Below are 14,762 nucleotides of genomic sequence, written 5' to 3'. Positions count from 1 at the left end.
TGAATGGTATGGGTATTGGCTTGGACTAATTAAGTAGAAAAGCTACTTAGTTTAGCTAAGCATTCTAAATAAGCAAAGTAAGTCATTAGCTTTTTTATCCTGTTATGAACGAATCTGTTTCAAAAGTAATCAAAATAATTTATAGGAATCGTTGGACTACCGTAGGAACTTTTCTGTCTGTTTTTACTGGAATAGTCGTGTATTTGCTAATTACTCCTCGTCTATATTCCGCAAAAGTCCGGTTAATTTTGGATCAAAGGCCAGCCACAAGTATTTCCCCCCTGGGTCGTGATATTGCTCAAACGCCAGGGGATAACAACAAGGGGCTAGCAACCCAAGAAGAGCTTGTTCGTTCAAAAAGTGTTCTCACAAAAGCTATTGTGCTGTTTAACCAAAGCAATCAGGATAGTGCCATTGAGAAAGTTACCCTAGGCGAGGTTAAGCCAGAAGTTGCCACAGAGGTTATTCCCGGTACTCAGATCATTGAAATTACATTTCGCCATACTGACCCAGGAGTAACTTCATCGCTATTGAATTTGATCGCCTCAAGCGTCATTCAAGAGAATGCTGAGACTATTCGCTCTGAAGCAAGGGCAACACGACAATTTCTAGAGAATCAAATCCCTCGCAGGCAACAGGAACTCGTTAAAGTTGAATCTTCCATCAGTCAGTTTAAGCAGCAATACAACATTGTTTCACTAGAGGAAACAGACAATAAGCGACTAACTCAAAGTATTGCTGAAGCCGAGAAAGTGGCTGAGGAGATATCGGCTAATTTGAGACAAGTACAAGCACGAGGCTTGGCACTCAGTAAAGTCATAGACCAAAGTTCTGGTAAAGAATCATACTTATCAGCGAAGGCTGGGCAGAATCCTGAGCTAATTAGCTTGAGAGATCAACTGTCTAATCTTGAGTCGCAGCTAAAAATCAGGCGAGAGAGTTTAACGGATGATCATCCAGATATTCAAAAACTAATCACTGAGAAGGATGCTGCCCAAGCTCTGTATCAACAGAAGCTTGCAACGATATCTCCAAGGAGCCGCTTAAACTCGGATGGCACAGTTCAGGTTGCAAATGAAAAAGTGACCCAAGAACTATCAGAAAAATTAGTCCTTAGTGTGGTTGAACGGAATGAACTAAGGGACAAATTGGCGAACACAAGAGCCTACATATCTAAGTTAGATGCTAGGCGTAAGCAATACCCTGTCTTGGAAAAAACTTTAGCCTCCTTACAAAGAAAAAAGGAAGGGGCAACAGAATCAGTCAATCTTCTCCGTCAGAAGCTTGATGAGGCCCGTATTGCAGAAGCTCAACTGGTTAGTAATCTCAGAATCATTGAGGAAGCGAATAAACCAACTTTACCCTCATATCCGAATATTCCTAGTTTTCTTGTGCTAGGAATGATGGCTGCAGTTGCACTGTCGGCAGGGGTCACTTTAAGCGCTGAAGGGATGGATGGACGACTCAGAGACTTAGAGAGCATAGCAGAAAACACAAACGTTCCTGTGTTAGGCGTAATTCCCAAACAAAAGAATAGCCGTTTGTTCCCTTCATTACCATTTGCTGAACTTTATAATAACTTGCCATTATTAGAATCAGTAAGAGCATTATCTAAAAATATTGAATATAAAAATTCAACTGAAAGCAAAGTTTTAGTCATAACCAGTGCAATTTCTGGTGAGGGTAAATCATTTGTCGCCACGAATTTGGCTGTTTTATCGGCAATGTTGTCAAAAAGAACTTTACTGATTGATGCTGATATGCGGCGTCCTTCTATCCATAAGATTTTTCAGTTGCCTCAGGATCCAGGATTGCAAGATTACCTCAGAGGTTCAGTAAAAGAAGGTTTACCCGCTGCTATCCACAGAACTTCAGTAAAAAACTTATCGGTGATGACTTCAGGGAAGTTTTCATATGATAATGTCTTCTCTTTTGAAACCCAAAGAGCAAAGGAACTATTTACTGAGGTGCAACAACATTACGATGTGATTGTGATTGATACTCCACCCGTAATGGCTTGTTCTGACGCTTTAGTATTAAGCCAAGAAGGGCGTCAAACGGTTGTGGTTGCAAGGCTTGACGTTACTCCTAAGCAAGTTCTAAATAGGTCCATAGACATCTTAAATTCTAATAATGTCAATGTTGTCGGTCTGGCAATAAATGGAGTAACGGCCTCAACGGATAAATATTATCGCTACTTAAAAGAAGATTATGCCTTGGCTGCATGAACTCGGATGGATAAATCTTTTTCTTAAGCATATATGACTATATTTGAACTCAATAAGAAAAGTATTAGTTTTGGATTGCTCTCTTTGTCAATTGCTTTGGGTACTGCCATGTTGGGAGAAGTCACCCTTAAAGCAAGCATACTATTAGTAATAATAGCTATTTTATTGTCTTTTTTTCTAAAGGAGTTTGAAGTCAGCATCCTTTTTTTACTTGTGCTTAGAAGCTCACTTGATTTCTTTTCTCAAGCTAAGATTCCTGCTGCTTATGGAGTCGGAATTGAGATGTTAGCCGTAATCTATATGGTGTTTTGTTTTATTAGTAATAAATCAATTCAAACAGACTCATTTTGGTGGCTATTATTCGGCTGGACAATCTCCCAAGGATTATGGCTGTTGTTAATGCCTCTCGATGCATTAGGCTCTGATGCTTCTTATTTAGCTGAAAGTGTTAGAGAGTGGCTAAGAATACTGATATGGCCAACCGCATATTTTTTAGTTCTGCAGTTAAAAGGGAAGGTCTCACCTCAAAAGATTCTCTCTGTCCTATTGCTGGCTTTACCTATCCCAATTTTGATGGCCTTATTTCAGCTCCAAAATGGAATAGAACGAATTAACTCGACTTTTGCTCATTCAAATGCATTTGCTTCATTTCTCCTATTATTTATGGGAATAGTGTGGTGGCAATATAAGAATTCATCTAAATTCAAGGGGCTTTGGATAACGCTGTTAGGTGGACTATCCTTTTTGTTGATTAGTACTAAAGCATTGTTTGTTCTAGTGATGTTGTTAGTATCTTTACTGGTAGTCATTCTTCCTAAATTAAATTTGAAGACCTTGATTTTTGGAATATTAAGTTTTCCCTGGTAATTAGTTTATTTGCTAGTACGGACTATGGTCGGTCGAGACTTGAGTCAACGATTAATACGCCTTTATTAAACCCAGAGATTAGTATTAATCGAGGGATACTTTTGTCTGAGTCTGATCATAATAGTTTTAATTGGCGCTTATCTCATTGGCATACTGTTTTAAAGGCATGGGAAAAACATTCCTTCCTTGGTTATGGTTTGGGGCTAAGCAAGCAATCCATTGATAGTAAATATTTACCTCATAATGACTATTTAAGGGCATTGATTGAGGGCGGAATATTAGGGCTCTTCTCTTATTTAGTATTGTGGGGGATATATCTCACTCAATCGATTAAATTAGTACGAACTTCCACTTTAGACTCTCACAAGGATTTAAGCCTGATTATTACTGCTTTAATTATTGCAGTTTTAGTGGGAATGCTCACAGAAAACATATGGAGTCATACGGTATTCTTCTTCTATTTTTCTATTTTATTTGCAATATCAAGCTGGGATTGGAATTCTCCAGAAATAGTGAGTCTTACTAACTAGATATCTAATTACAGTTCCTAGATTATCTCGGGGAAATACTTATGAATGGAATAAAAAAACGATTAAATATTGAGCATGTCACCTTTGACTTATATCTTATTTATGCCTTAAAGTTTCTATATCAAAAATTATTTTATCTAACTTGTCCTCAACAACAAATTCTGATGATAGTTGGTTGTCAACGTTCAGGCACAAGCTTGATTAACCGAATTTTTGCTAGGGATTTCAATATCAGTGTATATAGAGAATCTAGCTGCTTGTCATCGAATGATTCAACTCAGACAGGATATTATAAGCTTCGGCTCAACTCATTTCAGGATTTGGAATCAGATTTATTAAAAGATAAGTCTCCTACGATCGTTTTGAAGCCATTGGTAGAAACGCAAAATATTTTGCATTTACTCGATCATTTTCCTCAATCTAAAGCTTTATGGATGTATAGGGGGTATAAAGACGTTATAAATTCATTTCTAAATAAATTCAGTCTAAATGTAGGAATACGAAATATCAAAGCCATTATTGAGGGAAATACGGATTTTTGGTATTCGGAATCCATCCCATCTTCTGTCCGATCAACCTTAGTTGAATTTTATAGGGATGATATCCAACCCGCTGATGCAGTTGCTTTGTTTTGGTATGTCAGAAATTCATTCTTTTTTGAGTTAGAGCTTAATCAGAACTCAAGAGTAATGATGTGTAAATATGAGCATATGGTGTGCTATCCGAATCAATTTATAAACGATATCTATTCTTTTTTGGGAAAAAGATTTAGAGCTAGAAATACGTGGGAGATTAATTCATATTCTGTAGACAAAGGGAGATCTTTAGATCTTTCAGCGGATATCCAAGAACTCTGTGATGGCTTACTCAGTAGGCTTGATCAAGCATTCGATAAACAAATGACTGCTGGTCAGGCTAGGCCTGCACTTAGAGTTGCTAATCAACGAGTTTGATCCGGGTTATTCAGGTGAGATTGATGATAAAAAACCAGCTGCTCGAATATATTTTTCAAGACTGGGAGGTTAATAAGCTGACCAGTTTAAAGTCGCGACTTGTGCTTTCTTTTTTTAGGACTTCTCAATTACTATCAAACCTTCCCTATCCACTTAGATTACTAACTTATCTATATCAGATTTTTACGGAGATACTATTTGCAATAGAATTGCCTACTGACACTACAATAGGCAAGAATCTTCAACTTCAGCATGGATTTTCACTAGTTATCAATCGCCATGCAACTATCGGTAGGGATTGTATCATTCGTCACTCCACTACGATTGGAAATAAGATTCTATCGGATGGGTCAGTTTCTTCATCTCCCACCATTGGAGACCATGTTGAAATTGGTTGTAATGTTGTTATTCTTGGCCCCATCGAAATTGGAGATAATGCTGTTATTGGAGCTGGAGCTGTAGTGGTATCCAATGTTCCTGCCCATGCTGTAGTCGCTGGTAACCCTGCCAAAGTTATTCGCTTAAATCATTTTCACTCCGGCTTGTCCTACGTTAGTAGACCTCTCGCATAATTCAGCTAACGGCATGGTAGCGAACTAAAAATTCAAGTCAGATCGCGGCATAAATTGAGTGCGTAACACACCATGAAACGAATATTGCAAGAGGTCTAGTGGATGATCAATTTCAAGAAATTGTTTACTTCCACTTTATTGAATCCATAAAAAACATTAGTACTGAAGTTATCTAATGGTTAAAGTTTCAGTTATTATCACAACTTTTAATTCGATGCGTTTCTTTCCTGAAACGTTAGAAAGTGTTTTGAAACAGACTTTCTCTGATATTGAAGTCATCATTGTTGATGACGGTAGTTCTGATGGCATTTCTGATTGGATTACTTCTGTTGTAGATTCGAGGGTCGTGTTCCACGCCCAATCCAATCAAGGTGTGTCCTCAGCCCGAAATACCGGCATCAGGCTGGCACGGGGAGAATACATCGCTTTTTTAGATGGTGATGATTTTTGGGCTCCTACTAAGTTAGAGCAGCAAGTTAGAGTGTTAGCGCTTGAAGATGAGGTGGGGTTGGTTCATACCTGGCTGGCCTTGATGGATGAAGAAAGTCGGCTCACGGGTAGAGTCATGAAACCTCAGAGTGAAGGTGCAATATGGGAGGAAATTGTCGAATCCAATATGATTGCCTGTTCTTCAGTAATGGTAAGGCGGTCTTGTTTAGATGTTGTTGGTATTTTTGATTCAGCATTGATAGTTGCTGAAGATTGGGATCTATGGATCCGAGTTGCAGCAGTCTGTCGGATTTCTGTGATTAAAGATCCGTTGGTTCAATACAGAATTCACCCTTCGAGCAAATCGAAACGTTATCCAGAAATGGTTGAGGATTTTAGAACGATTATTGAGCGGGCTTTTCAATCTGTTCCCTATGATTATTTACCGATTAGAAACCGGAGTTATGGACGCGTAAATTTGTGTATTGCTTGGAAATGTATTCAGGCTAAAGAACCAGACTTTAAAAAAGCGGACTTCTTCTGTCAGCAGGCAATAAACCACTATCCAAACTTGCGATTTTCTAGAGAGTTTATTTCATTCTCTATTGCAAATACCCTGATGCAATTGGTGGGTATGAAAAGTTACGTTTGGTGTTTGAGTCTGTTCAATACTGTTCGGAAAATTTTCTCGCGAAATCATGCGCTTAGCCCCGTTGGTCATTCTAGTTAATCGTTTGATATGTTTTCAGATTTACGTATTGCTATTCGGAATCTCTTAAAAGCAACGGCACTTTGGCAGGATAATCGATTGATCCTGAGAGAATTTAAATTTTTCCCTGGCGTTACTGTAGCTGCCATCTCATTCTCGTTATTCGCCGCTTGCTTGTCAGGCTCTACAGTTGCCTTGATTGGTGTTTTCCTTCAAGGGCTGACAAATCCTCAGGAATCCCCAATCCAAACGGGGCTATATTTTATTGATCATTGGGTCTTTGGCATTACCGCTCCCCCGGCTGAACGGATTATTAGGCTCTCAACCTTTATTTTATTTGCAATCTGGCTACAGTCTCTATCGCACTATTTGGGTCAACTCTTTTCAAGATTAGCGGCCATCAATTTAACTGAGCGCTTACGTCGCAGCATTTTTGAACAGCTACAGGGGTTGAGCTTAAGCTTTTATTCGAAGACTCAACCAGGGGAATTGATCAATAGTATTCGGGGAGAAACGAACCAACTGCAGCAGGCCTTCAATGTTATTTCGGTCTTTTTTACCCAAGGAATGACATTGCTTGTCTATGTGGGCTTGATGTTTTTCCTCTCTTGGCAGCTTTCCATCGCAGCATTTTTGGTCTTCGGGTTATTGTCCATCTGTGTATCAAAAATTACAGCCAAGGTCAGAGAAGCCAGTTTTGATGTGCCGACCGCAAATGGACGCTTTTCGTCCGCTGCATTGGAACTGATTAACGGCATCCGTACAGTACATGCCTCTTCGACCCATGAGTACGAGCGTCAACGCTTTTACAAAGCAACAAGCCAGGTGGTGAAGGCTACCTCTAAAGTGGCAAAGCTATCCACCATGGTGGGGCCTTTGACCCAGGGGATGTCGGGCACTCTTTTAATTTTGATGGTTGCTATCGCGTTTAGCACTTTGGTGGAAAGTGGGCAGATGCGCGCCACTACCTTACTCACTTTTCTGCTGACCTTGTCCCGAACGATGCCTGTGGTCACTCACATCAACGGGGCTTGGACCAAACTCAATAGTTTTCAAGGTGCATTTAAGAATGTCAAAGACCTCTTGAAAGAATCTGACAAACCGTATCTCCAAAATGGTGAACTCCCCTTCTCAGAGCTTAAATGCTCCATTGATTTTGTTGCGGTTAATTTTGGGTATGAAGCGAATGAGCCTGTTCTTCATGACATTACCCTTGCCATTGCTAAAGGACAGACCACGGCACTAGTGGGATCTTCTGGGGCAGGTAAAACCACCCTGGCAGACTTGATTCCTCGACTTTATGATCCGACCGACGGCAAAATTCTTGTAGATGGGATTGATTTACGGCAATTTGATATCCATACTTTTCGACAGAAGTTAGCCATCGTCAGCCAAGATACGTTTATTTTTAATGCCTCTGTCTTCTACAACATTGCCTACGGATTAGAAGGAATCGATGAATCAGCGGTTTGGGAGGCAGCTCGACAGGCGAATGCCCTTCAGTTTATTCAGGATCTTCCGGATGGCTTAAAAACCTCATTGGGAGATAAAGGTGTTCGCCTTTCTGGAGGGCAACGTCAGCGTATTGCGATCGCAAGAGCGTTACTCCGAAATCCAGAGATCCTCATTTTAGATGAAGCAACAAGTGCCCTAGATTCAGTTACCGAACGACTCATACAAGAATCCTTAGAGAATTTATCCCAAGGTAGAACGGTTATTGTTATTGCCCACAGGCTTTCTACCATAGTCAATGCCGATCAAGTTGTTGTCCTTGAGAAAGGACGAGTAGTAGAGCAGGGAAATTATCAAGAGTTACTCAACCAGAAAGGAGAATTATGGAAATACCATCAGATGCAATTTGCGACAGGATAATCGACCAATTCCCAATTCAGCATTAATGATTGATGTTAAAAGATCCTCGTTTTTCAAATGATTGATATATGAAGTTGGATTTTTTAATGATTGATTTATGCCTACTTTAATCAACATACACTAGGTACATCTTTCTCATTTTCCATCTTTATACTGTTGACAAACTATTAGATTTTTATCATTTCAATTGCTTATTGACTTTTTTGCTCGCACACACATGATATCTGCAGGGATTCTTCAAAATGACAATGCCAAACTTCGTAATTATTGGAGCTGGGAAGGCTGGAACCACATCACTCTATAAATATTTAGGAGAACACCCACAAATTTTTATGAGCCCTAAAAAAGAACCTCGTTTCTTTGCTGTGGAAGATGAAGAGATTAACTTTCAAGGTCCGGATGATACAAGGTTTAAATTCATCAATAAAATTGATGATTATCAGAAGTTATTTAATCAGGTATCAAATGAAATTGCGATTGGTGAGGCTTCTCCAATCTACTTGACAACGCCTAAGGCACCTCGGAGAATACATCATCATATTCCTAACGCTAAAATAATCGCAATATTGAGAGACCCAATCGAACGAGCTTATTCCAATTTTCTGGACTCCCTCAGTAGAGGTATTGAAACCACTGATAATTTTTCAGAAGCCATGTTATTAGAAGAAGAGCGGATTAAAAATCGATGGGCTCCTCATTGGCATTACAAACGAAAAGGATTTTACTTCTCTTTATTGAAACCTTATTTCGAGCTTTTTGATAAAAAAAATATAAAAATCTATTTCTTTGAAGATCTGATTAAGGATCCTCAGAAAATAGTAAAAGATATTTATCGTTTCTTAGGTGTTGATCATTGTTTTAGTCCTGACTTTTCCATTCGACATAATCCGTCTGGCATCCCTAGGAGCAAAAGATTACATACCTACTTTTTGCAAAAAATTTGGTCGAATGGCTCTAAAGTAAACCGCTCAATCGGCCCAAAAATAGCGAATGATTTACTTCAGAAAATTGAATCCGGTATTTTTTTGCTTAACCTAAAAGAAAAGCCAAAAATATCAAAAAAAACAAGGAAGGAGTTTATTAATGTTTATAAAGAAGACATTCTTAACCTCCAAGGTTTAGTCAATAGAGATCTTTCACCATGGCTGCAGGCATAAAGTTCTCAAAATACTTGCCTCAAGATTTATCAAAAGTACTGTTTTAGTGTGGTGAATTTAGCATGATTAGTATTACGAAAGACAGAACAGTTGACACTTCTGCCATTCCCAAAAACAAGATCAAGCTAGGGCTTATTGCCAACGAATTCTATGATCTGTCTTTAGGAAGAATGGGTGGCTTTGGTGTTGCTATTCGTCAAGTCGCCGATTTATTTAACCAAAATTCGGAGCTAGGGGTTGAGCCAGTTTTTATCACTGGCAGCTTATCGGACGTGAGTGAAACAGAAGTCATGGCCCATGGCACCCGCCTATTGATACTGCCTAAGGATAAGCATCAACGTCGTCAACTGCTTAACAATGAGAAGTTTGACATTATCTTAACGATGGATTACCGGTCTAACTATCGACCCATTATTGATGCCCTACCACGTGTTCCCGTCATTATTTGGGTACACGATCCGAGAACGCCCTATGATATGAAGCGGATCGAGAGCACCCGGATTCCTGGTCAAGGAGACAATGTCCCTCAAGGCTTGAAACCCGTGAACTGCACCTCCTTAGCAGAGATCGTCAAGAAGTCAAATTCCCCTTTCTCGAAACGACCCATACTATTTGCCCAACCCGCGGCCTATTACGAAGAAAAAGTCGTGGGCACCTATGGCGTGGAACCGTCAGAAATTACCCTGTTGCCCAATATTATCGAGCATATTATTGACGAGCCAAAAACAATCGTCAAAAGTGAAAAGCCTAGCGTTGTTTTTCTAGCCCGACTCGATCCCTATAAACGTCCTTGGTTATTTGCTGAGCTGGCAACCTATTTCCCTGAAGTTGACTTTATCTTTATGGGCAAAAATCACTTTCAAGGGCTAGGGGCTTGGGAACCCGATTCCCTACCCAGTAATGTCAAAATGATGGGTCATATTGATGGAGAAGAGAAAATTCGAATTCTTTCCTCTGCATGGGTTTTAGCCAATACCTCTATTCATGAAGGGCTTGCCATTAGCTTTTTAGAAGCCCTGATGTGTGAGACCCCGATCCTGAGCTGTGTAGATTCTGAGAATGTCGTTTCTCGATACGGTGTGTATGTGGGGCGATGGGATGGCTCTGGACGAGAGGCTCTACCCAAATTTGTAGAAAGTTTACAGCGGCTTCTCGACGATAAAGATCTGCGTAACCGTTTAGCAATAGATGGAAAAAGATGGGTGAAGTCTTCCCATAACCAAGAGCGGTTTATTGAGTCTTTCAAATATCTATGTGAACGGGCAGAACTCACCGTCAACGTCTAGGAAACCGGATGGATTGCCCCTTATAACCTGTTGTTGTTCCTCCGTCACTCATCATTTCTATGGTATTGCCTAATTTCCTTGTAATTGGTGCTCCTAAATCGGGAACGACCTCTCTCTATAAGTACTTGGAAGAACATCCCCAAGTATATATGAGCTCCCACAAAGAACCCAGATTCTTTGCTTTCGAGGGCTGCACTGGCTTTAATGGCCATGGCGTGTCCAGGTATAACATTGTCACCAACCTCGATGAGTATCAGCGGCTCTTTTCCCAAGTGGCTGATGAGCAGGCCATTGGAGAAGCTTCAACTTGGTACTTAAGTTCTCCAACTGCCCCTGAACGGATTAAGCACTATATTCCTGATGTGAAGCTGATTGCTATCCTTCGGGAACCTGCCGAGAGGGCTTACTCACACTACTGGCACTTGTATAGAAAAGACTTGGAGCCTCTAGATTCTTTTGAGAAAGCCATTTTTGCAGAAGAACAGCGTAAGCAATCAAATTGGCTTCCTGATTGGTACTACTTACAAGAAGGATATTATTACGAGCACCTTACCCGATATTTCCAACTGTTTAGCAGAGAACAAATACGAGTCTATCTCTATGAAGACTTATGCTCAGATCCGAGTAATGTTCTTCGGGATATTTTCCAGTTTCTAGAGATTGATAGTGAATTTGAGCCTAACGTTGTTCAAAGATATAACGTTACCAAGCTAATGAGATCCAAAAGGTTGGGAGATTTTCTCAACCGTCCCAGCACGATCAAACGATTCATTCGGCGAACATTACCCCAAACAAGTCGTGCCCAAGCCAAACAGATGCTGATGGCAATGAATACCTATGATCGGCCCAAAATGTTACCAGAGATAAAGGCTAGCCTCCTGGCTGATTACAGGGAGAGTATTTATAAACTCCAGGAACTATTAAATCGAGATTTATCCCATTGGTTAGCAGTTTGAACTCCACTTATGTCTTTTTTTCTTATCAACCCCTTGAGAGGTCCGTATTGTGTTTGAACCGATATTTATCGTCGGATGTGAGCGCTCTGGGACGACTTTGCTGCGCATTATCTTAAACCAGAGTGCTGAACTTCATATTCCTGGAGAGTCCTGGTTTCTCAAAGAATTGAGTAAACATCGTGATAGTTATGGTGATTTTAGTCAACCCCATCAACGGTGGTTTTTTATTCGAGACCTACAGCTCAATCACGCCACGAAAGATACCTTTTCCTTCGATATCTTTCAACTGACTTTATCGGAAGCCGAAGCAGCCCTGAAGCAGGTAGCCCCAGCAGATTTTTATGGTGCCGCAGCATCCTTATTTCAAGCCTCTGCTCATAAGCAAGGAAAGCCGTTTTGGGCTGATAAAACCCCCCGCCATGTCACCCAGCTGGATTGGTTGGCCCAAGCTTATCCCACAGCAAAATTTGTGCATGTCTTGAGAGATGGCAGAGATGTCGCCTTAAGCCTGATGAAAGCTGGTTGGGAAAAGAATATCAAAAGTGCTGCCTCAAGATGGCAACAACGAGTGAGCTATGGCACTATTATCGGCAGTCAATTGGGAAATGAACGATATTACGAACTAAAGTACGAAGATTTAGTGACTCAACCCGAGTTGTCTTTGCGAAAGCTTTGTACTTGGTTGGGGATTGAATATTCACCAGACATGCTGCAACATCACACTAAGACTAAGGATCATATCAATCGAGATTGGCATTTACATGCCAGGGTGGCTGAACCCATTAATGGTTCCCGAGCCTTTGCCTGGAAGAAAAAGTTAACTCGTATACAAGTGGCAGAAATTGAGCATGTAGCGGGTGCTCTATTAGACCAGCTTGATTATGAGTTAACGAGTCCTAAATTATTCAGAGTTATTTCTAGGGTTGCGTCATAACACCGTTGTTCGAGAGTCCTATATTTATCCTCGCTATATACAGCCTTATTGCATGAGATTATTTTTTGCACTTTAGCTTATGAGAATAGCTTTTATTGTTGGACAATTTCCCGTCGCTTCCAAGACGTTTATCTTAAATCAGATTATTGGTTTAGTAGATAGGGGGCATGAAGTGGATATCTATGCGGATGTCCCTGCGTATCAGTCTTCTGTGCATGGTGATATTCGAAATTATGACTTATATAAAAATATCTGTTATGAATATCCACTGCCTTCTGAGTTCTTAGCCCGACAGGCCGAAAAAATAAAACTACTTGCCCATTGTTTCTTTAGGAATCCCTTCGCTGTTCTCAATACTCTCAATGCAGCTAGATATGGCCAACAAGCAACCTCCTTCAAGTTGCTCTGTCGGGCTGAACCCGCTATCTCACGGCCCTCCTCCTATGACATTGTCCATTGCCATTTTGGTTTAAATGCGATTCGCGGTTTGCTTCTTAAAGAAGTCAAGGCTTTAAAAGGGAAATTGGTAACCACCTTCCATGGCGTGGACATTACAAAACATCTCCAGGTTTATGGCAATGATATGTACGATCAGCTTTGGACAAAAGGTGATCTTTTTTTACCCATTAGTGATCTATTTCTCAAAAAGATAGTCAACTTAGGATGTCAACAAGACAAGACCCATGTCCACCATATGGGGATTGATTGCAGCAAATTTAAGTATGTCAGCAGGCATTTGAGTTCAGATCGGCCTATTGTTCTGGCCACTGTCAATCGCCTAGTCGAGAAAAAAGGGGTTGAGTATTCGATTCGGGCAGTTGCCCAGCTTATCCATAAGAATATTCTTGTCCAGTACAACATTGTTGGTGAGGGACCACTGTCTGATCATCTTCAACAACTTGTAAAAAACTTGAATATGGAGCGTCACATCCATTTTCTGGGTTGGAAAGAGCAAAGTGATGTGATCGAAATTCTTGAGAAGTCAGATATTCTCATCGCTCCGAGTGTCACCAGTAACAATGGTGATCAGGAAGGGATTCCGGTCGCTTTAATGGAAGCGATGGCTATGGGAATGCCCATTGTCAGTACCCAACATAGCGGTATTCCTGAATTGGTTCAGCATAATAGGTCTGGTTTCTTGGTGCCAGAACGAGACGTTGATGAACTGGCAAATAAATTAGAGTGTTTGGCGATCAACCCAAACATGTGGTCCGAGATGGGTTTGACAGGCCGAAGAATTGTCGAGAAAGACTACAACATCCATCACCTGAATGATCAGTTAGTTGATATTTATCAATCCCTTCTATGACGTTAATGAGCAATCGATAGAATTTTTTAATTATGGATTTTGTTTCTGTTATTATCCCGGTTTTTAATGATACTCAGCGTTTGAGAGAATGCTTAACCGCTTTAAGCTGCCAGACTTATCCTCAAGATTTATTTGAAGTGATTGTTGTGGATAATAATTCAGATGAGTCCATTGATGCTGTTGTAGCTGAGTTTGAGCATTTTATCTATGCTTATGAAGCTAAGCAAAGCTCCTATGCAGCCAGGAATAAAGGAATAGCGATTGCCAAGGGCGAGATACTGGCTTTCACCGATTCCGATTGCACCCCTTGTGAACAATGGTTGGAGAGCGGGGTCAATTCGCTACATTTAGGCCAAGCCGATCTGGCAGGGGGTAGAGTGACGTTTTCCTTTTCACCTCAAAGAACAGCAGCAGAGTTATTTGACTCCATTACGTCCTTACAAGTTAAGAAGAATATTGAAAACCGACAGTTGACGGTTACAGCAAACCTATTTACCGATCGAAGGGTCTTTGATGCCATAGGCTATTTTGATTCCAGTATAAAATCTGGGGGAGATTTTAAATGGACCAAGAAAGCCACCGACTCAGGGTTCAAACTTATCTACTCTCCTGAGGCAGAAATTCATCATCCTACCCGCAACTTCCGTTCTCTCGTGAAGAAAGGCTACCGGGTGGGGGCAGGCCAGTTGGACCTGCAGCTGGATCAAAATGTTGCCTTATGGGCGGTCATCCGCCATACTCTTCGGCAAATTCTTCCACCCAATCCCTGGCGTTATAGACAGTTTATTCTCGATTCTGAGAGTGACGAAGCTCGACAACACGTAACTTCCATCATATTTATCGCTTGGATTTGTAATATTGCCAAAAGCTTGGGTCGTCTGAATGCCCTACTTAAAAGATTGGGCACCCAGACTAAAGTCTCCTTGCAAGGACAACACTAGCTATCGGGTCGTATTTCTA

General features: G+C 40.7%; 13 protein-coding genes. All 13 read left to right on the top strand.

What is annotated here, in order from left to right:
• The first annotated feature begins 104 nt into the window (after positions 1-104).
• The 13 genes from AM1_RS25900 to AM1_RS25845 all read left to right on the top strand — a co-directional run bounded on the left by AM1_RS25900 (position 105) and on the right by AM1_RS25845 (position 14,743).
• On the top strand, positions 105-2,228 hold the full coding sequence (locus AM1_RS25900; RefSeq protein ID WP_012165886.1) for a GumC family protein: 2,124 nt from the start codon (positions 105-107) through the stop codon (positions 2,226-2,228).
• 33 nt (positions 2,229-2,261) lie between these two features.
• A complete protein-coding gene (locus AM1_RS39995) occupies positions 2,262-3,095 on the top strand; it encodes a hypothetical protein (protein ID WP_049783786.1) in 834 nt (277 codons plus the stop codon).
• Positions 3,047-3,625 carry an O-antigen ligase family protein gene (locus tag AM1_RS39990; protein ID WP_083776743.1) on the top strand — a complete coding sequence of 193 codons (579 nt, stop codon included), beginning with the start codon at positions 3,047-3,049 and terminating at the stop codon, positions 3,623-3,625. Before AM1_RS39995 ends, AM1_RS39990 begins: the two co-directional genes overlap by 49 nt.
• Before the next feature lie 41 nt (positions 3,626-3,666).
• Positions 3,667-4,578, top strand: coding sequence for a sulfotransferase domain-containing protein (locus tag AM1_RS25890; RefSeq protein ID WP_012165885.1), 912 nt, complete (start codon positions 3,667-3,669; stop codon positions 4,576-4,578).
• A 23-nt stretch (positions 4,579-4,601) separates the two neighbouring features.
• Positions 4,602-5,150 carry a serine acetyltransferase gene (locus AM1_RS25885; RefSeq protein ID WP_012165884.1) on the top strand — a complete coding sequence of 183 codons (549 nt, stop codon included), beginning with the start codon at positions 4,602-4,604 and terminating at the stop codon, positions 5,148-5,150.
• A 175-nt stretch (positions 5,151-5,325) separates the two neighbouring features.
• Entirely contained in the window at positions 5,326-6,309 is a 984-nt protein-coding gene (locus AM1_RS25880; RefSeq protein WP_012165883.1) for a glycosyltransferase family 2 protein, read from the top strand.
• Positions 6,310-6,318: 9 nt separating this feature from the next.
• Complete coding sequence (gene hepA, locus AM1_RS25875) at positions 6,319-8,160, top strand: heterocyst formation ABC transporter subunit HepA (RefSeq protein WP_012165882.1); 1,842 nt, start codon at positions 6,319-6,321, stop codon at positions 8,158-8,160.
• 248 nt (positions 8,161-8,408) lie between these two features.
• Positions 8,409-9,317, top strand: coding sequence for a sulfotransferase family protein (locus tag AM1_RS25870; protein ID WP_083776766.1), 909 nt, complete (start codon positions 8,409-8,411; stop codon positions 9,315-9,317).
• Between the two features lie 62 nt (positions 9,318-9,379).
• A complete protein-coding gene (locus tag AM1_RS25865) occupies positions 9,380-10,603 on the top strand; it encodes a glycosyltransferase family 4 protein (protein WP_148215831.1) in 1,224 nt (407 codons plus the stop codon).
• A 59-nt stretch (positions 10,604-10,662) separates the two neighbouring features.
• The gene (locus tag AM1_RS25860; RefSeq protein ID WP_012165879.1) at positions 10,663-11,559 is read left to right on the top strand and encodes a sulfotransferase family protein; all 897 of its coding nucleotides are present in this window, start codon (positions 10,663-10,665) and stop codon (positions 11,557-11,559) included.
• Between the two features lie 49 nt (positions 11,560-11,608).
• Positions 11,609-12,493, top strand: a complete 885-nt coding sequence (locus AM1_RS25855) for a sulfotransferase family protein (RefSeq protein ID WP_012165878.1) — start codon at positions 11,609-11,611, stop codon at positions 12,491-12,493.
• Between the two features lie 79 nt (positions 12,494-12,572).
• Entirely contained in the window at positions 12,573-13,802 is a 1,230-nt protein-coding gene (locus AM1_RS25850; RefSeq protein WP_012165877.1) for a glycosyltransferase, read from the top strand.
• Between the two features lie 32 nt (positions 13,803-13,834).
• Positions 13,835-14,743 (top strand): glycosyltransferase, encoded by a 909-nt coding sequence (locus tag AM1_RS25845; RefSeq protein ID WP_012165876.1) that lies wholly within the window; start codon positions 13,835-13,837, stop codon positions 14,741-14,743.
• Positions 14,744-14,762 lie beyond the last annotated feature (19 nt).

Origin of the sequence: Acaryochloris marina MBIC11017 (genome assembly GCF_000018105.1) — a bacterium.
GTDB classification, from domain to species: domain Bacteria; phylum Cyanobacteriota; class Cyanobacteriia; order Thermosynechococcales; family Thermosynechococcaceae; genus Acaryochloris; species Acaryochloris marina.
Note: the sequence above shows the minus strand (reverse complement) of the source record. Positions and strands in the feature narration are given on the sequence as shown.